The organism is Rothia sp. P6271, from assembly GCF_048512995.1.
Classification (GTDB): Bacteria; Actinomycetota; Actinomycetes; order Actinomycetales; family Micrococcaceae; genus Rothia.
In genome coordinates this window covers 1-19,864 of sequence record NZ_JBLXXV010000002.1, presented here as the reverse complement: position 1 = coordinate 19,864, position 19,864 = coordinate 1, and the positions used below count along the sequence as shown (strand labels likewise).

Annotated in this window: 16 protein-coding genes and 3 tRNA genes; 2 read left to right on the top strand and 17 right to left on the bottom strand. The window is 50.7% G+C overall.

Going from position 1 to position 19,864, the window contains the following annotated elements; all coding sequences use genetic code 11:
* Positions 1 to 57: 57 nt before the first annotated feature.
* Both ACN08X_RS02445 and ACN08X_RS02440 read right to left on the bottom strand, forming a co-directional pair.
* Positions 58 to 1,128: a thiamine-phosphate kinase gene (locus ACN08X_RS02445; protein WP_419107795.1), complete on the bottom strand. Its 1,071-nt coding sequence runs from the start codon at positions 1,126 to 1,128 to the stop codon at positions 58 to 60.
* Entirely contained in the window at positions 1,125 to 2,198 is a 1,074-nt protein-coding gene (locus ACN08X_RS02440) for a hypothetical protein (protein WP_419107794.1), read from the bottom strand. Before ACN08X_RS02440 ends, ACN08X_RS02445 begins: the two co-directional genes overlap by 4 nt.
* 120 nt (positions 2,199 to 2,318) lie before the next feature.
* On the opposite strand from ACN08X_RS02440, the gene ACN08X_RS02435 reads away from it, so the two are divergent.
* Positions 2,319 to 2,846 carry a DUF3515 domain-containing protein gene (locus ACN08X_RS02435; protein ID WP_419107793.1) on the top strand — a complete coding sequence of 176 codons (528 nt, stop codon included), beginning with the start codon at positions 2,319 to 2,321 and terminating at the stop codon, positions 2,844 to 2,846.
* An 87-nt stretch (positions 2,847 to 2,933) separates the two neighbouring features.
* Here ACN08X_RS02435 and ACN08X_RS02430 read toward each other — a convergent pair whose 3' ends face one another.
* The 6 genes from ACN08X_RS02430 to leuC all read right to left on the bottom strand — a co-directional run bounded on the left by ACN08X_RS02430 (position 2,934) and on the right by leuC (position 9,710).
* Positions 2,934 to 4,082, bottom strand: coding sequence for a D-alanine--D-alanine ligase family protein (locus ACN08X_RS02430; protein ID WP_419107792.1), 1,149 nt, complete (start codon positions 4,080 to 4,082; stop codon positions 2,934 to 2,936).
* Between the two features lie 49 nt (positions 4,083 to 4,131).
* Positions 4,132 to 5,211 carry an NAD(P)H-dependent glycerol-3-phosphate dehydrogenase gene (locus tag ACN08X_RS02425; RefSeq protein WP_419107791.1) on the bottom strand — a complete coding sequence of 360 codons (1,080 nt, stop codon included), beginning with the start codon at positions 5,209 to 5,211 and terminating at the stop codon, positions 4,132 to 4,134.
* A gap of 7 nt (positions 5,212 to 5,218) precedes the next feature.
* Positions 5,219 to 5,998 carry a lysophospholipid acyltransferase family protein gene (locus ACN08X_RS02420; RefSeq protein WP_419105950.1) on the bottom strand — a complete coding sequence of 260 codons (780 nt, stop codon included), beginning with the start codon at positions 5,996 to 5,998 and terminating at the stop codon, positions 5,219 to 5,221.
* Between the two features lies 1 nt (position 5,999).
* Positions 6,000 to 7,322, bottom strand: coding sequence for a UDP-N-acetylglucosamine 1-carboxyvinyltransferase (gene murA, locus ACN08X_RS02415; protein WP_419107790.1), 1,323 nt, complete (start codon positions 7,320 to 7,322; stop codon positions 6,000 to 6,002).
* A gap of 316 nt (positions 7,323 to 7,638) precedes the next feature.
* Positions 7,639 to 8,226 (bottom strand): 3-isopropylmalate dehydratase small subunit, encoded by a 588-nt coding sequence (leuD, locus tag ACN08X_RS02410; protein ID WP_419101419.1) that lies wholly within the window; start codon positions 8,224 to 8,226, stop codon positions 7,639 to 7,641.
* A 50-nt stretch (positions 8,227 to 8,276) separates the two neighbouring features.
* On the bottom strand, positions 8,277 to 9,710 hold the full coding sequence (gene leuC, locus ACN08X_RS02405; RefSeq protein ID WP_419107789.1) for a 3-isopropylmalate dehydratase large subunit: 1,434 nt from the start codon (positions 9,708 to 9,710) through the stop codon (positions 8,277 to 8,279).
* 205 nt (positions 9,711 to 9,915) lie between these two features.
* Here leuC and ACN08X_RS02400 point away from each other — a divergent pair, with 205 nt between their 5' ends.
* A complete protein-coding gene (locus ACN08X_RS02400) occupies positions 9,916 to 10,653 on the top strand; it encodes an IclR family transcriptional regulator (RefSeq protein WP_419103718.1) in 738 nt (245 codons plus the stop codon).
* A gap of 120 nt (positions 10,654 to 10,773) precedes the next feature.
* Here the strand turns inward: ACN08X_RS02400 and ACN08X_RS02395 are convergent, their stop codons facing one another.
* The 9 genes from ACN08X_RS02395 to ACN08X_RS02355 all read right to left on the bottom strand — a co-directional run.
* Complete coding sequence (locus ACN08X_RS02395; RefSeq protein WP_419107788.1) at positions 10,774 to 11,436, bottom strand: GNAT family N-acetyltransferase; 663 nt, start codon at positions 11,434 to 11,436, stop codon at positions 10,774 to 10,776.
* A gap of 19 nt (positions 11,437 to 11,455) precedes the next feature.
* Entirely contained in the window at positions 11,456 to 13,147 is a 1,692-nt protein-coding gene (locus ACN08X_RS02390) for a dynamin family protein (RefSeq protein WP_419107787.1), read from the bottom strand.
* Positions 13,148 to 13,174: 27 nt separating this feature from the next.
* On the bottom strand, positions 13,175 to 14,932 hold the full coding sequence (locus ACN08X_RS02385) for a dynamin family protein (protein ID WP_419107786.1): 1,758 nt from the start codon (positions 14,930 to 14,932) through the stop codon (positions 13,175 to 13,177).
* Between the two features lie 115 nt (positions 14,933 to 15,047).
* Positions 15,048 to 15,120, bottom strand: a tRNA-Glu gene (locus ACN08X_RS02380).
* Positions 15,121 to 15,280: 160 nt separating this feature from the next.
* Positions 15,281 to 15,353: transfer RNA gene (locus ACN08X_RS02375), tRNA-Glu, on the bottom strand.
* Between the two features lie 35 nt (positions 15,354 to 15,388).
* Positions 15,389 to 15,460: transfer RNA gene (locus ACN08X_RS02370), tRNA-Gln, on the bottom strand.
* A gap of 224 nt (positions 15,461 to 15,684) precedes the next feature.
* Entirely contained in the window at positions 15,685 to 17,202 is a 1,518-nt protein-coding gene (gltX, locus tag ACN08X_RS02365) for a glutamate--tRNA ligase (RefSeq protein WP_419107785.1), read from the bottom strand.
* A gap of 64 nt (positions 17,203 to 17,266) precedes the next feature.
* Positions 17,267 to 18,040, bottom strand: a complete 774-nt coding sequence (locus ACN08X_RS02360) for a fumarylacetoacetate hydrolase family protein (RefSeq protein ID WP_419105958.1) — start codon at positions 18,038 to 18,040, stop codon at positions 17,267 to 17,269.
* A gap of 59 nt (positions 18,041 to 18,099) precedes the next feature.
* Positions 18,100 to 19,864 (bottom strand): pentapeptide repeat-containing protein (locus tag ACN08X_RS02355; RefSeq protein WP_419107784.1); only part of this gene is annotated, 1,765 nt, incomplete at its 5' end.

The following is a 19,864-nucleotide window of genomic DNA, read 5'->3' as shown; positions in this document are numbered from 1 at the left end:
ACATTATAGAAACGTATCAGGCAGAACCATAATCTTTATTTCGCATAAGGTGCAAGGTTATGAGAAGTGATCCCACCCGTATTCTGTTGCATGTTCGTGATTAATAAAAAGTTGTGGCGTGGAGGTGGCAATAGTGCATGTGCCAACGGCTCTAAAACCTTGAGGGAGCTTTTCTGACGATGAAAAAGTTGCCAGCATAGAGTGGTTTTCTCCCCCATATAGAACCCATTGTTTCGCCAGATGCTCGGGGGTGTACGTTGCGTATTTTTGAGTATGTTGGCAGAGCCACTGGGCGGCGGGGAGAAGCTTCTTCAGGTCTTTTTCTAGAAGGTGAAGAGAGAAATCCATCGAGACTTTTGACGCTTTTGCGATACGTTGCCCGTCACGTATAAGCCCATCTGAAATGTCCATCATCGAATGAGCAGTTTCTGCAGATAACCCAAGTGTTAGAGGCGTGCTGGGACGTTTTTGGGTATATACAAGGTCTAATAATTCAGGGTTATTAACCCCTAAAAATTCGGGACTATCAAGGAGGGCAAGCCCCGCCGCGGCAGTGCCAAGTTCACCGGCAACGGCGATAACGTCGGCAGGACGTGCGTTATTACGTCGTACCGGTTCGCCTAGACACCGTCCTACCGCGGTGACGGTAATAGATATTTCTGTTGATGCGCCAAGGTCTCCCCCAGAGATTGTGCATTCTTGAGCTTCGTTATGGGATAAGGCATCGACAACTCCGTGTGCGCAGTCTTGTAGCCATTGGCAAGGTGTCTGTGGTGGAAGGCTAAGACTTATCAATAGCGTTTGAGGTACTGCACGCATGGCCACAATATCTGCAATGTTTTGGGTGACGAGTTTCCAGCCGACATCGTATCCGCTACTTTGGTGGCCACTCACCCATTGGGTGCGAAAGTCTTGATTCTCTGTTTGAGTATCAATACTCATCACGGTTAGCCCCTGGTTAAAAGAGAAGATGGCGCTGTCATCTCCTGCACCAAGGATACAGGGGTTCGGTTTGTGAACCTTTTCGAGTCTTTGTGCAACACGTTGATTGTGTTCTTCAAAGATGGGTAAGAACATTTCTAAGAGTTGTTCTTCGTTAAAGTCTTTGACGTGCGAGGTAAGGTTCATAGGTCTTTAGGTGTTGATTCGCGCATAAATTGACGGATGACGTAGAAGATTCCGCCAAGTCCGAAGAGGGAAAACAGGATGGTAGGAGTGTATCCTTCGATGATGGCTTTACCGCGGGTACGTGCACTTGAAGCAGTCACCGTATTTGAGCTGTGTTCTGCAGATTCAGTGCCGAATACGCCTAAACGTTGAGCGTTCTTTTCAGTATGAGCAGTTTTATGACTGTTATTGAGGTAGTCTTCCACCCATTCTGCAGTATTAGGTTGAGCGTTTTTTCGGTCATTATTGGCGAAGTTGGGTGAGTTGTTTCCCGTAGAGTTTGTCTCTGCGAAAGAGGATGGCTCTAGTGGTGTTCCTAAGCTATTGAGCTGTTCTTGCATAGAGAAGGTTCTATCTTGAGTAGCTTCTTCAGCTAGCTCGTTTTGAGGTGTGTTGTTAGGAAGTTCGGGTGTAACGGTCTCGTATTGGTGAAGTTGCTGATAAGTTTCTTCACGGTCAGCTGTGGTATTTCCTTCTTGCCCAGTTGCAGGTGAGTTTTCACGTTCAGGTGTTGTTGGTGCTGGTAATGGGGCAGCTGTCGGTTCTGATGTTTGAGGTGGCGCAGGAGTAGTGTTGGCGCCAGCGCCAATTCCCTCATCAGGCTTTTTGGGTGTTGGCTCTTGAGATGGGGTGGGTTCTGTTGGTTCACTAGGTTGAGTTGTTTCAGGTGTTGGTGTTTGAGGTGCACTAGGCTCTGATGAGGCGGAAGGTGTAGGTGCTGGTGATGAGGAGGGACTGGGGGAAGGAAGGATGCCTCCTCCCTCAGCGGGGGCAGATGGTGTTGTTGTAGGCTCAGAATTTATGGGTGGTGTAGGTTCTTCTCGGTCCGCTGGCACGGTAGGTTCTGCCGTTGGTGTTTGCGGCGTGGTAGGAGGATTGAGCGGAGTCGATGGTAGCGCCGTTGGAGAGGCTATTGATTCATGAGTAGGAGGTAAAGCGTCTTGGGCATCTGCCGGAAATGTCATAAAGGATGTAGCCAACGCGCATAGAGCGCTTGCGGTAACAGCAAGAATACTGTGTTGTTTAGACATGTGAACCTCCTTCACTCTCTTGATAAGTTCTCAAGCTTTTACCCACACTATCAGGTGCCTGGGAGGGTACGCGAGTAGTGTGAAGAGGTATTTTCTTGAGCACAACGATAGAATGAGAACGTGAGTATCTTGAAGAAAACCTCTGTTCGTATCACCTCTGCACTCTGCCTAGCGACTATGCCGCTCAGCGGATGTGGTGCTGGTGCGGTGTACCTGACCCCTGCAGAAGATGCAGCCAACCCACGTTGTGCCTATGCGATGGTGGCGATGCCTCAAGAACTTAGTGGTTTTTCTCAACGTGAGACTACCGCTCAAGCGACAACAGCGTGGGGCGATCCCAGTGTTGTTGTCCTCAAATGTGGTGTGAGCGTACAAGAGCCGGTGTCAGATCCTTGTGTATCTGTCAATGGCGTAGATTGGATTCTTAAACCTTCAAAAGAACAAGAACAGGCTCAGCAGTCGGTTCAGCAGCCAACAGGAATGTGGGATGCTACAACTTTTGGACGTTCTCCAGCCATACGTATCACTTTTGACGCCGACAAAATTTCTTCCTCGACGTTATTAGTTCACCTTAGTTCTGCGGTGAAACAGCTCCCCCAGACTAAGGTGTGCACGAACCTTAGTGACGAGCTCCGTTTAGATTCTTAAACATCATCAGGAGTTTGGCGAACTTTTTTGTGTTCGCCAAACTCCTGATAAGTAGCGTATTAGCCGTTATCGTGGCGCGCTTTATTTTTAGCGTAGACCGAGTTCGCGTTCAAGCGCCAACTTGATGAGACGATCAATAACTTCTGTGTATTTGAGTCCGCTTGCTTCCCACATTTTCGAATACATGCTTATATCTGTAAAGCCCGGCATAGTATTAAGCTCATTGATAATAATTTTTCCTTCTGGAGTATAGAAGAAATCAACACGTGCAAGACCCTCACAGTCTAAAGCAAGAAAAGCTTTAACTGCTAAATCCTGAATACACTCTCGTGCAGGTTCCAGTAAATCTGCGGGACAATTGATATTAGCTGTTTTACGAACGTATTTTGTTTCGTAATCATAAAAACCTTTTTCTGCATCGATTTCTCCCGGCAAAGAAGCTTTCGGCAGTTCTGAGAGAGTACCATCGATAACGGCACATTCAATTTCACGCCCGTCAATACCTGCTTCAATAATAATTTTGGGGTCGTATTTTCGTGCTTCGGCAATAGCGGCGTCTAGGTCTGCTTCACGTTCAACTTTGCTAATTCCGTAGGAGGAACCAGCACGCGCTGGTTTAACAAACATTGGATATCCAAGTTTGTTGATCTCTTGTCGAGTCTGTTCGGGGTGCATCTCCCACTGACGGGGCGTTACCACCATATAAGGCCCAACATTGAATCCAGCAGATTCAAACACAACTTTCATGAAGTGCTTATCCATACCAACAGCGGAAGAAGTGACCCCAGACCCGACATATCGAAGATGCGCCATTTCAAGTAAACCTTGTACCATTCCGTCTTCGCCAAAGGGTCCGTGCAGGACGGGGAATACGACGTCGATACTAGGTCCTAGACGAAGTTCTGTGGAACCTTCTGAGCATAGACGAAGTTTTGAGTCGCCTTTACCGAGGGGAAGGAAAACTTGTTCTTGTGAACCGCGGAAGTACGCTTTGACTTCTTCACCTGTTCGAGCTGTTTCTTCTTCAGCTTCGTTCACGAGCTTGTTGATTTCTTCAGGAGAGCTTAAATACCAGCGGCCTTCTTCGGTGATGCCGATAACGACGATATTATAAAGTTCAGGATTCAAACCGTTAAGAATACCGCGGGCTGAAACAAGAGAAATCGAATGCTCGTGAGACTCCCCGCCAGCGAGTAGTGCAACAGTTATCTTCGACGAATTATTGATAGAGGACATAGATCTTCTCAAAATCTTTCGTAGGGTACAAATCTACACGATTCTACCATTAGATATGGTTCTCGTGTTTGAGGGTTCTGCCAAGAAGTCGTGGGGCGAGAGTTTCAACGGTCAGGGTTCCGTTCAATACTGCCACGACAGCTTCACAGATAGGCATTTCAACGTGGTGTTGATGGGCAAGTTCGACGACGGCTGCAGCCGACTTGATAGATTCTGCAGTTTGTGTCATTACTTCATTGAGTTGTTCTGGTCGTACTCCCTCAGCCAGTAGTCGCCCGGCGGTGTGGTTTCGTGAGAGAGAAGAGGAACAGGTTGCGATGAGGTCGCCCATACCGGCTAGTCCGCTCAATGTTTGGGGGTCTGCGCCGAGTGCTACTGCTAAGCGGGTAGTCTCGGCAAGGCCACGGGTCATCACTGATGCTTTGGAGTTATCTCCGTAGTCTTTTCCTTCGCAGATTCCCACGCATAAGGCGATAATGTTTTTGACAATTCCGCCTATTTCTACACCAATAATATCGGTTCCTGTGTAGGGGCGAAAATATGAGCAGTTGCATAGTTCAGCCAGTAGAGCTGCAGTAGTTTCGTGGTGTGCGGCGATAACAGAAGCTGTCGGTTGTTCTGCAACAATTTCTCGGGCGAGGTTGGGGCCTGAGAGCACAGCTACGCGTTCGATGGCGTGCGGGTCTCCAGCTTCTTCAAGAACTTGAACAATCACTTCGGACATTCTTAGCCCAGTGTTTTGTTCTAACCCTTTAGCAAGTGATATCAGAATCGCATGTGGAGGAATGTGTGTGATGAAGTTTTTGAGCTGTTCACGCAATGATTGTGCTGGTATTGCTAGCACAATGATGTCTGCGCCGGCTAAGGCTTCCAAGATGTTGGAGGTGTACTCTAGGTTCTCCGGCAACACGAGATGTGGAAAGTATGCGGTGTTCATCCGTGTAGCACGGCATTGTTCCATACGTTCGGGGTTTCGTCCCCAGAGGATGGTTTGTATTCCGCTGTTCTTTTCGCGTGCGGTGTCTGCGGTGATTTTAGCAAAAGCAGTGCCCCAGCTACCGGCGCCAAGAACAGCAATTTTGCGGATGTTGTTGGTGTTTTGGGCTGTGGTAGCTGGGGCAACGCTCATGGTTCTCCTAATGTTTTTCTCCGGGTAGTTCGCGCCGTCTGGTGATGGGGTTCCAGCGCCCTTCTGGCTCTTTTTCACCTCGGATGTCTTCTAATAGTGCGGTAATGGCTGAGACCATACGCTCTGTGGCAGTGGTGAGGTCTTCTCTAGTGGGTGCCGCTGCTGGGCTGCTTCCTTGAAGGTCAGAGAAGTCGATAGGGTCACCGATTTTAACCTGCACTTTTTTACGAGGGAAAGGGCGGAACTTACCTGTTGGGGATAGAAATTCTTGGTCTCCCCAGTGGGCGATGGGGTAGACAGGAACTCCTGTTGCGAAGGCGAGTCGTGCGGCGCCGGTTCGTGCTGCAATCATCCACCCTTGGGGGTCTTCGGAGAGAGTTCCTTCAGGGTAGATAACCACGGCTCCCCCAGATTCGAGCACGTTTTGCGCGGTCTCTAATGATTTACGCGCGTCGATGGATCCTCGTGCCACGGGGATGTGAGCAAGTTTGCGAAGAATCCAGCCGATGACGGGTGCTCTAAAGAGTGATTCTTTTGCGAGGAATCTGGGTAAAGTTCCGGTGAGGAACACAGGGTAGGCAATCGTAATGGGGTCTACTTCTGAAAGGTGGTTAGAGACGACGAGGTATCCGCGGTCTCGTGGGAGTTTTTCAATTCCCTCGATTTTCAGTCCCATTAAGCAGTGGTAGAGCACTCGTGCACTGTGTCCTAGTACGCGGTATAGTGCGTCACCAGAAGGAGTGGGTTTAAGTCCTGTCAATGCTTGCCGTGGCTGTGAACCTGTCATGTTAGTCGATAACCTCAAATTTTGCGCCAAGGGCTGTGAGCTTGTCACCAAAGTGTTCGTAACCGCGGGAGATAACAGATACTCCGGTGACGTTTGAGGTGCCTTCTGCAGCAAGTGCAGCGATAACGTGAGAGAAGCCACCGCGGAGGTCTGGGACGTTGATGTCTGCACCGTGAAGTTTTGATTTTCCGGTGATGATTGCGGAGTGGCGGAAGTTCTTATTTCCGAAACGGCATTCGGTAGGGCCAAGGCAGTCGCGGTGAACTTGTACGGTTGCGCCCATCTTGATGAGTGCGTCGGTGAAGCCGAAACGGTTTTCGTAGACGGTTTCGTGAAGAACAGAGACACCTTGCGCTTGGGTCATCGCGACGACGAGGGGCTGTTGCCAGTCTGTCATGAAGCCGGGGTGAACGTTAGTTTCCAGAACAAGCGGGTTAAGCTCAGTACCGGGGTGATAGAAACGGATACCGTCGGTGCGGATGTCGAGACCGCCACCCATTTTACGGAAGACGTTGAGGTAGGTGCTCATGTCTTTTTGGTTTGCACCACGTACGAAGATGTCTCCACCGGTTGCAAGAGCTGCAGATGCCCATGATGCTGCTTCGTTACGGTCTGGTAGTGCATCGTGCGTGTAGCCTTCGAGGCGGTCGGTGCCTTCAATGATAATTTGGCGGTCTGTTTCGACGGTGATGACCGCGCCCATTTTCTGTAAGACGGCAATAAGATCCATGATTTCAGGCTCAACAGCAGCGTTTTTAAGCTCCGTTTTACCTTGTGCGAGGACTGCAGTGAGCAGAACTTGCTCGGTGGTACCTACAGATGGGTAGCTGAGTTCAATGGTGTTACCTTTGAGGCCGTCTTTAGGCGCTTTAATCGAAATGCCGTTTTCTTGCTTATCGATTTTTGCGCCGAAGTCTTGAAGCACTTTGAAGTGAAAGTCTACGGGGCGGTCACCGATACGGCAGCCACCGAGGTCTGGGATGAAGGCTTCGCCGAGGGTGTGTAGTAGTGGTCCGCAGAGCAGGATGGGGATGCGGGAGTCTCCTGCGTGTGCGTGGATGTCTGCGTTTTCGGCGCGGGAGACGTTGCTTGGGTCGAGTGTTAGTTCACCGGTTTCGCGGTTGTGTTCGACGGTGACGCCGTGTAGTTCTACGAGGTCGGTAACGACCTTGACGTCTTTGATTTCTGGAACATTGCGCAATAGAGAAGGTGAGCTGCCTAAGAGAGCAGCAACCATTGCTTTAGGTACGAGGTTTTTAGCTCCGCGTACTTTCACTTCACCTACTAGTGGGGTTCCACCTTCAATTCGCAGTGCGCTGATCATATGCTTCCAATCGTATAAGTAAGAACCGGATGTTCTTTATGTGCGAGCGATCCGGCATAGCTTGGTGCTGTGCCTATGTTTTTGGACTCTCGTGTGAAGAGTCGTCCACATAAAACTACAGTGAACTTTACTTAACAATAAGTCATGAGTGCCCTGTCTTTGTGTTTAGTTTGAGTGTTCAATATCAAAAAGCCGTTCTCATGACATTTTTTCACGGGTTTTTAGGGGTTTTGGGTGCTATTCGGTACACTGTGAACTTTATCAAGAGGGTAAAGGTTGTCCCCTTTTATGTTGGCACAAAATGGTGTTACCTATTTTATTGGGTTTTAGGTAGCCATGCTGGACGGTTTTTTTCGTATTCGGTGATGGCGTCCTCGTGTTGGAGTGTGAGCCCGATATCGTCGAGTCCTTCCATGAGACGCCAACGGACGTAGTCGTCGATGTGGAAAGGTACGGTCAGTGCCCCGCAAGTAATGGTTTTAGTTTCGAGGTCTACGGTAATTTCTGTACCGGGTTCGTTATCGAGGGTTTTCCAGATAAGTTCAACGTCATCTTGACGTACTTGGGCGGCGACCAGTCCTTGTTTTCCGGAGTTTCCGCGGAAGATGTCGGCAAAGCGTGCGGAGATAACGACTTTGAACCCATAGTCTTTGAGTGCCCATACGGCGTGTTCACGGGAAGAACCAGTGCCAAAGTCGGGGCCTGCAACTAGTACGCTGCCGTGTTTGTAGGGTTCTTGGTTGAGGATGAAGTTTTCGTCTTTGCGCCAGTTGGCAAAGAGTGCGTCGTCGAATCCTGTTTTGGTGACGCGTTTGAGGTAGACGGCGGGGATGATTTGGTCGGTGTCTACGTTGGAAGCGTGTAGTGGTACTCCGATTCCGGTGTGTTTGATGATGGGTTCCATCGGTGTTGTGTTCCTTGTGCGTTGGGCGGCTTAGTTGTGTGGTGTTGGGCTTAGAGGTCGCTGGGGCAGCTGAGTGTGCCGCGGATGGCGGTGGCTGCTGCGACTAATGGTGAGACGAGGTGGGTGCGTCCACCTTTGCCTTGGCGTCCTTCAAAGTTTCGGTTGGAGGTGGAGGCGCAGCGCTCCCCTGGTGCGAGTTGGTCGGGGTTCATGCCGAGGCACATGGAGCATCCGGCAAAACGCCAGTCTGCACCGAAGTCTTGGAAGATTTTGTCGAGGCCTTCGGCTTCTGCTTGTGCACGTACTTTTTGGGAACCGGGGACGACCATCATACGCACACCGGGGGCAATTTTTTGTCCGTTAATGATGTCTGCTGCGGCGCGTAGGTCTTCGATGCGGGAGTTGGTGCAGGAGCCGAGGAATACGACGTCTACGGGGATGTCTTTCATGGGGGTGCCTGCGGTGAGTCCCATATATTCGAGGGCTTTCGCTGCGGCTACTTTGTCGTTTTCTTCTGCGAAGTCTTCGGGATGTGGCACGTTGTGTGATAATGGTACGCCTTGTCCGGGGTTGGTTCCCCAGGTGACGAAGGGTTCTAGTTCGTCTGCGTTAATGAAGATTTCTCGGTCAAAAACGGCTCCTTCGTCGGTGGGTAGGGTTTTCCAGTAGGCGAGCGCTTCTTCCCAGTTTTTTCCGGTGGGGGCGTGTTCGCGTCCTTTGACGTATTTGAAGGTGGTTTCGTCGGGGGCGACCATTCCGGCGCGTGCTCCGGCTTCGATGGACATGTTGCACATGGTCATGCGTCCTTCCATCGAGAGTGAGCGGATGGCGGAGCCGCGGTATTCGAGGACGTAGCCTTGTCCTCCGCCGGTGCCGATTTCGGCGATGACGGCGAGGATGATGTCTTTGGCGGTGACTCCTGGTTTGAGGGTGCCTTCGACGTTGATGGCCATGGTTTTGAAGGGTGCTAGTGGCAGTGTTTGTGTTGCCATGACGTGTTCGACTTCTGAGGTTCCGATGCCGAAGGCGAGTGCGCCGAATGCTCCGTGGGTGGAGGTGTGGGAGTCTCCGCAGACGATGGTCATTCCGGGCATGGTGAGTCCGAGTTGGGGGCCGACGACGTGGACGATGCCTTGTTCGATGTCTCCGAGTGAGTGGATGCGTACGCCGAATTCTTGGGCGTTTTTGCGGAGTGTTTCGATTTGGGTGCGTGAGGTGAGGTCGGCGATGGTGGTGAAGATGTTTTCGGTGGGTGTGTTGTGGTCTTCGGTGGCGATGGTGAGGTCGAGTCTCCGTAGGGGGCGTTGTTCGAGTCGTAGGCCTTCGAATGCTTGGGGTGAGGTGACTTCGTGGACGAGGTGGAGGTCGATGTAGAGTAGGTCTGGTTTTCCGTTGTCTCCGGTGACGACGGTGTGGGCTTGCCATACTTTTTCGGCGAGGGTGCGGGGTGTGTGTATGTGGGCGTCTGGGGTGCTTTCTTTCATGGTTTTTCCTTGTGCTGTGGTGATGTTGTTTATATTTTGTCGAGAAAGAGTGGAACTTTCCATAAAATGAACTTGCATATCACATATTGAGAATGTAATAATTTTACCTACACATGCATAAATATCTATCATGGTGCTGATTATGTAACCTCTACCTATGAAGCACCTATCAAGCGTCCCCCACGCTACACACTTGGAGGAATCCATGACCAACGACAAACCAGAACTCAAAACATCCTCAGGGGTAGGAGTTCTCGACAAGGCAGCAGCCATCCTTAACCGACTCGAGTCTGGCCCTGCATCCCTCTCCCAACTCGTTGAAGCAACCGCGCTCGCTCGCCCTACCGCACACCGCCTAGCAGTAGCACTCGTCCACCACCGGCTCGTCTCACGAGACTCCCAAGGACGATTCGCCCTCGGCCCACGTATTGGCGAGCTCTCCTCCGCCTCCGGCGAAGACCGCCTCATTAGTGCTGCCGGCCCTATCCTCAACAACCTCAGAAACGTTACCGGCGAAAGTTCTCAGGTGTACCGCCGTCAAGGAGACTGGCGTGTATGCGTCGCCTCAGCAGAACGCCCCATCGGACTACGCGACACCATCCCCGTAGGAACACAACTTTCCATGAAGGCAGGCTCCGCCGCACAAATACTCACCGCATGGGAAGAGCACTCTCGACTTCTTGAAGGCCTACGCAACGCACGCTTTACAGCCACCATGTTAGCGGCAGTTCGTAGACGTGGCTGGGCACAATCCGTAGGAGAAAGAGAACGCGGCACAGCCTCAGTTTCGGCACCTGTACACGGACCAACCGGCAAAGTCATCGCCGCTATCTCTATCTCTGGCCCTATTGAACGTCTCACCCGTCAGCCGGGGCGACTCCACGCAGAAGTTGTCTGCCAAGCCGCAGCACAACTAACCGACGCGCTACGCAACGCCTCCTAAAACACTACGAGACAAAAAACTACGGCACCCCCAAGGGTGTATCTTCCAAGAAACTTTCACAAAGGAAAATACACGCCAACAGGGGTGCCGTAGCGTTATCAAAAAAGTTTTAGCACGCCTCTACATATTCGACGAGGTCTCAGGTTGTAGATTCAACTCATAGCCACGCACCTCATGGATACGGTAGCTAAGCCGCTCTAACTCTTCACGCGCTTCACAAGGGGCCTCAAAGTTCAGCGAACGAATATGCGGAAGATACTTCCACGAATCTTCAATACCAGGTAGCAAGTCACTCATCTGTCCCTTGCTTATAAGACCCCGCGCAAACACATTCAAATGCGCGGTAAATTGTTCAAATCCTTGAGCACGATACCAAGAGTTCGCGGGAACATCGTCTTGAGTCCACGCTTGAATGCGAAAAACGCCGGCAGCACGTAAACGTTCACACGCGAACTCAAACATTTTCGTGGCAACACCCATCTGACGGTATTCTGGCAAAACACCAAGATGCCACATCACACCGCCACGCTCCCCCTCGGTGCTACACACTTGCCCAGCGACTTCTTCATACTCAATATCTAAAAATCCCACAATGTGTTCACCACGAGTGGCAACCACACAGACGGCAGGGTTTTCGTAGAGTTCACGGTAGCGGTGTACGTCGTCAAAATAACTGCAATCTAAAAAGGAGAGGAGACGACAACGCACCCAAGAAAGCTCATCACGCTCTTCATATAAGCGGATAGAAAGCTCCTTCGGTAACGTTATCTCTTGTTCAGGCACGACGGCTCCTCAATATTTTTTAGCGTTGCCCCTGCTCTAAAGATTCACAGAACAAGGCATGTCTGCTGACCTCCGAACGTACAGGATCAACAATGTACTCTTCAGAGACATGGGCAATGTTACCAGCAATCTGACGAGACACTTTTCGCGCATAGAACTTCTGCCCTATCCACGAGAAGAAACGCCCCAATAACCCAACGCACAAACCCAAACCAATACCGGTCAACACCAATAATGTGGGGAGCGGGAACGGGACCCCTTCCACATAGGGTGGGGCTGGTAAGCGTAGCTGAAAATATCCGGCACACGCTAAAACGGTAAGCCACAGCAGACCAGCAACCGCGCTAAAGAGCGCGAGCCACTGCACCATGTTCAGCAGATGCCACCACCACTGTTTTTTCTGAGCCTGATAGTCGGTGGTAGCAATACACCGTTCAAGCGCTTGAGGAAGTTCTTCTTGACGGGAGCGAGCCGCTTCACGAATACTATGACTCCACGGCTGCCCAACCCCTTCCGAGACACCATCTGCAAAACGGCGAATCCCCGAACTCATCACTGACTTTTGCGTCTCATTCATCGGTGGCAACGATGAACGGGTGAGTGTTTTCTCTTCACCAGCACGATGTAAGTTGAGTCGTTTGAGAGGGTCTGGTTTGAATTTGAGCATCCAACGGGTTGCAATCCAACCGGTATGTGCGCTTGCGTGCAGTCGATAAGATTTTTCAGCAACTTTCACAACAGCGGGTGCACCACTAGCTTCGTAGAGCGCATGATCTAGCAGACGCACGCCGGTGCCGGTCACACCGTCGGGGTATCCTCCGCCGTCGTATTCACCAAGTTTTTGGTGGACGGCGTCGAGGTCTGCGTCGATACGTTCTAGAGCCGCTGATTTTTCGGCGGCAACTCGACCAAGCGCCCCGCGTAACGATTCGATACCATAACCGGTTCGTGCCGAGACTGCCAGGGGTTTACTCAAGAGTGAACGACTCAGCCCGTCTTCTGCAAGTAGACGTTCGAGAGAGTCGAGAACAGCTGGTATTTCTTCAGCATGTAACTTATCGGACTGATTCATCACAGCCATCATGACCGCACCGTGTTCTGCCATGGGTGCAATGAACTCGTGGTGAATGACGGCGTCAGCATATTTTTGTGGATCAAAAACCCAGACGAGCACGTCCACGCACCCTGCCATACGTTCCACGATACGGCGGTTCGCTTTTTCGACGGAGTCAAAGTCTGGTAGGTCAAGGAGGATGAGCCCGCCGGAGCGTTTTTCGGTGGCGCTTTTACCGATGGCAGAGCGCACTTTATTCCACAGCCCGTGCGATAGCGGAATATCGGCTTGGTTGAGTGCTTGCACAGCGTGTTCGGGGTGGGTGTCCATCACAACGCGGTGTTCTACTTCTAGCCAGTTCAGTAGTTGTTCACTGCCTTCTTCACCCCAGATAGCTGCTTGCGCGGTGGAGGTGGTGGGTCGTCGTGCTGCACTACGGGCAATATCTTCACCAATGACGGCGTTGAAAAGGGATGACTTTCCCGAACCTGTTGCCCCAAAGAACCCAATGACGGTGTGTTCTGAGGAGAGTTCTCGGCGGCGTTTAGTGCGGTCGAGAACGTCTTGGGCATAGGTGAGCGTTTCGGGTGCGACGCGTCCGGTGCCTTGTTCTACAGCATGGTTGAGTGCGTCAACTCTAGCGGAGAGTGTGGTCATGTGGTTTTCTCGCGTTGCGGGCATCGTTTAGCGTCCCCTTTTGAGTTGTTGAGCAACCTGCGCAACAGTGTGTGCGGCTTCTTGCACTTCGTCGGTGGGTGCTCCGAGGTGGTTCTCATCAATTTTTTGAATGAAGGTGGTGGCGTGTTCTGAGAAGATTTTTTGGATACGTAGTTCGAGGTTTTTACGTGCCCCTTGAGCCATACGTCGTACGGCGTCTTCTCCGAAGACTGCTTCGAGGAGTTTAGTGCCAACCACACCAGAACCGCCGGCAATACCGGCTTCAATTCCGGTCAGCCCGCCTGTCATAGAGAAGACAGCAACCATGAGAATAACGGCTGCGGCGTTGATTCCAAGGGAGAGGAAGCGTGCGCGTTGTCGTTTGCCTGCGCCTTCTTCTGTCATCATTTTCATGATGTCTTGTTGCCATTGGCGGATTTCTTCGGCAACAGTTGCAGGGAGGTCTTCAGGGAGTTTTCCGAGGTCTTCTCCGGCAAGGAGTGCTCGCCCTGCGCGTTCTTCGTTCCAGCGGCGTTGCACGTTTTCTGCCGCTTGTGCGCTCTGTTCTACGATCACTGAGTGTAAGCCGACTTCGAGTGCTTGTTCAACTACGATGGCTTGGCTGGGTTTTCCTCTGAAGAACCCTGAGACTCTGTCGCGCAGTCGTCCGATACTGGTTTCGATGTTGCGGAAGAATTCTCCGGTGCCAACGAAGTCTTGCCAGCGTGAGAGTACTTCTCCGCGTAGGAGCGCGCCGTCTTGTGTTGATTCGATAACGTTTTTGACGGCTTGAATATAGGAGTCTTCAACGGCGTAGGTGAGTCGTTGAGCGGTGTCGTGTTGTTGTTCTTGGGCGTGTGCGAGGGCTTCGATACGGGTGGCGGCTGTTCGTATCGCTCCTTCGAGGGTTTGTTGTGCGATGCGGGTGCGTTCTTCGGAGTTTGCGCCGAGTTCGCTGAGCCAGTAAATCAGTGGGGTGATGCTCATGCGTGAGAGCATGCCCTGTTCGTCGCGCTCTTGTTCGTTGACGGTTAGTAGGTGTGCTGGGGTGATTCCGGCACGTTGTAGCATGTGGCGGAGGTCTTCTTCAATTTCTTGTTCTGCGCCTTCTGGTACACGGTTGAGTACGACGGCGATGGTGATGTCGCGTGCGGCGGCTTCGGTGAGTAGTTCCCAGGGTACGGCGTCGGCGTAGCGGTTTGCGGTGGTGACGAAGAGCCAGAGGTCTGCGGCGGAGAGTAGTTGTTTTGCGAGTCGGCGGTTGTCTTCGCTGACGGAGTCTACGTCGGGTGCGTCGATGAGGGCGATACCGGCGGGTATGTTCTGTGTTTGGACGGTGTAGATTTGGTCGGTGAGTGTTGGGTCTGCTCCGACGAGTTTTCCGTCGTGGGTTTGGATGCGTTCGAGGTGTGGCAGGATGCGTTCTGGGGTGAGTGCTGGTGCGTCTTCTTCGCGGTGGATGAGGACGGGTTGGCGTGTGGTGGGGCGTATTGCGCCGGAGCGTGTGATGGCCTGCCCAAGGAGGGTGTTAACTAGTGTTGATTTGCCGGCACCTGTGGAGCCGCCTACGACGACGGTTAGTGGTGCGTCGAGTGTGGCGAGGCGTGGTAGTACGTAGTCGTCGAGTTGGGTGCGTGTTTTTTTCAGTAGTGCACGGTGTTCGTCGATTTCGGTGGTTTCTAGTGGCAGCGTGATGTTTTCGAGTGTGTCTCGTGCTCGGCGCATGGCGTCGAGTTCTGCTGTGATGTTTGGTGCGGTGCGAGGTGTTGTGTTTGTTTTTTCCACAGCTTTATCTTACCGGCTGTTGGGTGTTCTGCTGTGGTTCTTGGGTGGAGGTTTTTTGTTTGTTAAAACATATAAGAAAAACCCTCCAACCATAGGGCTGGAGGGTTTTAGTATGTGACCCCAACCGGATTTGAACCGGTGTTGCCGCCGTGAGAGGGCGGAGTACTAGGCCGCTATACGATGGGGCCGTATGGTCTGTGACCTACCTGTGTAGTCTACTAGGTGTTTTGTGTTTGCTACAACTCAAACCATCATGAACTGCGTCACAGGGTGATAGCTGTTTTGAAGAGTGCTGTTTTGGGGGTATAGAAAAACCCTCCAATGAGAACATTGGAGGGTTTTAGCCTGTGACCCCAACCGGATTTGAACCGGTGTTGCCGCCGTGAGAGGGCGGAGTACTAGGCCGCTATACGATGGGGCCGAAAATATTTTCTTCCGTAAGGAGAGAAAATATCGCTGGGATACCAGGACTCGAACCTAGAATGACGGTACCAGAAACCGTAGTGTTGCCAATTACACCATATCCCATTATGTGCTACTCAGATGAACTCATCTTCGCAACGAGTAATAACTCTATACGAGTTTTTCTACTCACGCAAATTAAAGAACATAGACATGTGTCACATTTTAGTGTTGAAGGGGGTGCACCCTTTTCATAGCAGGAGCGCCCTCATACCGGCATTGGCATGAGGGCGCATTCCCCTATTGCCCGCACATATTCGGTGCACCGTGCAATAGGTGCGGTTGCGTTTTTATGCGCTGAGGTCTGTGTGCAAAGCGCGCAAACGATTCAACGAAGATTCTTTACCAAGAATCACCATTGACTCAAATAATGGTGGGCTAACACGCGCACCCGAAATGGCGGTACGTAACGGGCCGAACGCCAAACGAGGCTTAATCTCAAGGCCCTCAACGATGGCTTCACGAAGCACTTGCTGAATGTTCTCTGCCGTAAAATCTTCGAGAGGTTCGAGCACATCTAGCGCAGCCTGCAACACGGTGGGGGCAGACTCTTTGAGCTGTTTACGAGCGTCCTCAGCAATAGTGACCTGCTCATCAGCAATGAACAAGAACCCGAGCATACCGGGTGCTTCGCCGAGCAGTTGCATGCGCTCTTGAACCAGTGGTGCAGCTTCGGTCAAAATGTTCTGCTGTTCTGCTGAAAGCTCTGCAAACGTTTCGACAGGTAGCACTCCCCCAGCGTGTAGATATGGGACGAGTCGGTGGCAGAAGTCTTCGGCATCGAGACGGCGAATATGCGTACCGTTAATGGACTCAGCTTTTTTCACGTCAAAACGTGCCGGGTTAGCGAGAACATCTTTAACGTCGAAGTGTTCTACGAGCTGATCAATAGTGAAAATGTCTTCATCGTGTGAGAGTGACCAGCCGAGCAGGGCGAGATAGTTGAGCAGGCCTTCTTTGATGAAGCCGCTATCGCGTAGCAAGAACAGGTTTGATTCTGGGTCTCGTTTAGAGAGTTTCTTATTGCCTTGACCCATCACGTATGGAAGGTGCCCAAATTCAGGGATAAACTGTGCCACACCAACCTGCACGAGCGCACGATAAAGCGCAATCTGACGCGGTGTGGAAGAAAGCAAGTCTTCGCCACGAAGCACGTGGGTGATACCCATGAGAGCGTCATCAACAGGGTTAACGAGGGTGTAAAGCGGTTTGCCGTTGGCGCGAACCACCACATAGTCGGGTACGGTGCCGGCTTTGAAGGTGATTTCGCCACGTACGAGGTCGTTGAAGGTGATGTCTTCATCGGGCATACGCAAACGCAGAACGGGCTGGCGTCCTTCAGCACGGTATTGTTCTTTTTGTTCTTCGGTGAGGTTGCGGTCGAAGTTGTCGTACCCAAGTTTTGGGTCTTCTCCGCGGGCACGGCGACGTTCTTCTACTTCTGCTGGGGTGGAGAAATCTTCGTAGACGTATCCGCCGTCTACGAGTTTTTTGATGACGTCTTGGTAGAGTTCTCCACGTTCTGACTGACGGTAGGGTGCGTGCGGGCCACCGACACCAACGCCTTCGTCCCATTCGATTCCGAGCCAGTGCAAGGATTCGAGTACTTGGTTGAAGGATTCTTCGGAGTCGCGTGCGGCGTCGGTGTCTTCGATACGGAAGATGAGTTTACCGTCGGTGTGGCGTGCGTACGCCCAGTTGAATAATGCGGTGCGTACCATGCCGACGTGGGGTGTGCCTGTTGGTGAGGGGCAGAATCGTACGCGGGTTTCGGCGGGGTTGTTGAGTTTGACGGTCATATCTGTCATGGGGTGTTTTTACAGTTCTTTCTTAGTCGATACAAGATGGTGAATATACCGCGAACAGTGCGTGTTAGCGGCGAACGATGTTAATCAGTGAGCCGATACCTTCGACTTCAATCTCAATTTCGTTTCCTTCGTGCAAGGTGCCGACTCCTTCGGGTGTTCCGCTGAGGATGACGTCGCCGGGTAGGAGCGTGAACATTTCGGATGCTGCGCAGACGAGTTCGGTGGCTGAGAAAATCATGTCTGCGGTGGTGCCGTCTTGTTTGAGGTCTCCGTCAATCCACGTTTTGATGGAGAGTGCGTCTGGGTCGAGGTCGGTTTCGATCCATGGGCCGAGTGGGCAGGAGCCGTCGAATCCTTTGGCGCGTACCCATTGTAGGTCGGTTTGTTGTACGTCGCGTGCGGTGAGGTCGTTAGCGACGGTGTACCCGAAGATGACGTCACGTACACGTTCTGGGGTGACAGATTTGGCGATACGTCCGATGATGATGGCAAGTTCTCCTTCGTAGGAGACGTCTTCGGACCATTCTGGCAAAGTGATGGGGTCTGAAGGGCCTATGACGGAGGTATTGGGTTTGAGGAAGAATTGTGGGCTAGTGGGGGTGTTGTTGCCGAGTTCGGTGGCGTGGTCGTGCCAGTTTCGGGCGGCGCCGATGATTTTGGAACGCGGAATGATGGGTGAGAGTAGGCGAACGTCTTGAAGCGGGTAGCTGGTGTTAGAGCGTTCGATTCCGCGGTAGAACGGGTCTCCGAGGAGTTCGGTGATGGTTTCTTCTCCTTCGGCGCCTTCTACGACGCCGAAGTGTAGTTGGTCTTCTTTGGTGTATCGAGCAATGCGCATAGTTTATAGGCTACCGCGTTTGAGGCGCGTGCGCATAGTGCTACGAGTTTTGAGGAGGATTATTCTTCTATATCTTTTTGAATTTTTAGGGCTTCTTGGATTATCTTGTCAAGAAGATCATCAGATTTAGGGATATTAAAATGTTGAATCCGAATCCTCTTTCTAGAGATGCATTCTAGATTTTTAGCTTCTGAAAGTTGCATAGGCTCCAGATACTGAGAAGTTCCACCAAGCTTTGCACCATTAAGATCTGCGTTTTTGAGATTTGCCCCTTTAAGGTTGGCATCTTCAAGATTAGCATTTGTAAGGTCTGCACCGGAAAGATCTGCACGCATAAGATTTGCCCCTGGCAGGTATGCTCCTCGCAGTACTGCACCACTTAATTTTGCCCCTTCTAAATCCGCATCAACCATTGCGGCGTTCTCGAGATTAGCACCCATCATTTTCGCGTCCTGCAAATCAGCATCATTTAAATTTGTTCGACGCATTTCTGCACATACTAGATTTGCTTCTTGAAGCTCAGCATACGCAAGATTTGTATAAGAAAGTTTTGCGTTTTCTAGGTTTGCACCCCAAAGATTAGTCTCTGATAAATTCATGTTTTGGAGTTCCATGCCAGGAAGTTCCATGCGGCACAAGGATGAACCTTTGAAATCAGACTGAAAAAATTTTGACCCTGGAGGGAAGAAGCAGTTTGAAAAATCCAGTCCGCTAAGATTGACATACCTTAAATCAAAGGTTCCGTGGTCAATATTCTTGCTGTCAGACTTCTTTGGAAAAATATCATTAATCACAGAGTTTAATGCCCTTACTTCAGTAAGGGGCCTCCAGTAAACCTCATTATTTTTAGAAGTTTTATAAGTATCGTCTTTCGCAGGGGGATTAGAGGAGTTGCTCTCGATAGGGGGCTTAGAAGAACCAGGCTCATTTGCAGGGGGATTAGAGGAGTTGCTCTCGATAGGGGGCTTAGAAGAACCAGACTCATTCGCAGAGGGATCAGATGAGTTGCCCTGGCTAGAGGACTTAGAAGAACCAGACTCAGAAGGATTATAAAAATCCTCTTCAACAGAGACTGTGCCAAAAATAAGTTTTAGTATGTTATTTTGTTGTACATTTATTTGACTCTCAATATTTTTGGAATTTCTTCCTAGCAATCCCCAATCTTTATATAATCCAGCAAGTTGAAAATAACTTGAGGCCTTCCCTTCATTATTATCATTAGCGTAACGAATATTTAATATATTGGAGAGTCTTTCATTAAGATCTCGGATTGTCTCAACGTCTTTATTCTCTCTATGAATACGGTATGTAAATATGAGAGTAACAAGAGCTCCTACGCCGGCAAAGAAGGTCCCTGCAGCAGTAATCATTTGCCCTCTCAGGTGCGACCATTCAGCGAAATGAGAAGATATAGCAATAATCAAAACGCACAGAAAAAGACATCCATATATAGAATGAATAGCAACAGATACTAAAGATCCATCATTACTCCTACTTCTATTATATAGATTATAAGCAATCTTATTAACAACACCTTGAGTAATTGAAAATATTAACACATAGGCGATAAATGCGGAAAGTGCGGAAATTTTGACAAGGTCGAGAAAGTGACCAGTTGTAGAAATGTCAAAAAAACGGAAATCTTTATCATTTCCTAGAATACAGAAAAGTGAAAGTCCAAGGAGTACTACAGGAATACTCCCCCATAAAATCCGAGGAATTTTCCACCTAAGCAATTTATTGCGCATCCAGTTAATTGCATTATTTATCCAGTTAATTAAATGTTTAAGCAAAGGCTTAATGCCCAACTCTATAAAATAATTT

Coding starts and splice junctions, on each gene's coding strand:
- ACN08X_RS02445 (WP_419107795.1), bottom strand. CDS start 1,128: ATGAACCTTACCTCGCACGTCAAAGACTTTAACGAAGAACAACTCTTA.
- ACN08X_RS02440 (WP_419107794.1), bottom strand. CDS start 2,198: ATGTCTAAACAACACAGTATTCTTGCTGTTACCGCAAGCGCTCTATGC.
- ACN08X_RS02430 (WP_419107792.1), bottom strand. CDS start 4,082: ATGTCCTCTATCAATAATTCGTCGAAGATAACTGTTGCACTACTCGCT.
- ACN08X_RS02425 (WP_419107791.1), bottom strand. CDS start 5,211: ATGAGCGTTGCCCCAGCTACCACAGCCCAAAACACCAACAACATCCGC.
- ACN08X_RS02420 (WP_419105950.1), bottom strand. CDS start 5,998: ATGACAGGTTCACAGCCACGGCAAGCATTGACAGGACTTAAACCCACT.
- murA (WP_419107790.1), bottom strand. CDS start 7,322: ATGATCAGCGCACTGCGAATTGAAGGTGGAACCCCACTAGTAGGTGAA.
- leuD (WP_419101419.1), bottom strand. CDS start 8,226: ATGGAACCCATCATCAAACACACCGGAATCGGAGTACCACTACACGCT.
- leuC (WP_419107789.1), bottom strand. CDS start 9,710: ATGAAAGAAAGCACCCCAGACGCCCACATACACACACCCCGCACCCTC.
- ACN08X_RS02400 (WP_419103718.1), top strand. CDS start 9,916: ATGACCAACGACAAACCAGAACTCAAAACATCCTCAGGGGTAGGAGTT.
- ACN08X_RS02390 (WP_419107787.1), bottom strand. CDS start 13,147: ATGACCACACTCTCCGCTAGAGTTGACGCACTCAACCATGCTGTAGAA.
- gltX (WP_419107785.1), bottom strand. CDS start 17,202: ATGACAGATATGACCGTCAAACTCAACAACCCCGCCGAAACCCGCGTA.
- ACN08X_RS02360 (WP_419105958.1), bottom strand. CDS start 18,040: ATGCGCATTGCTCGATACACCAAAGAAGACCAACTACACTTCGGCGTC.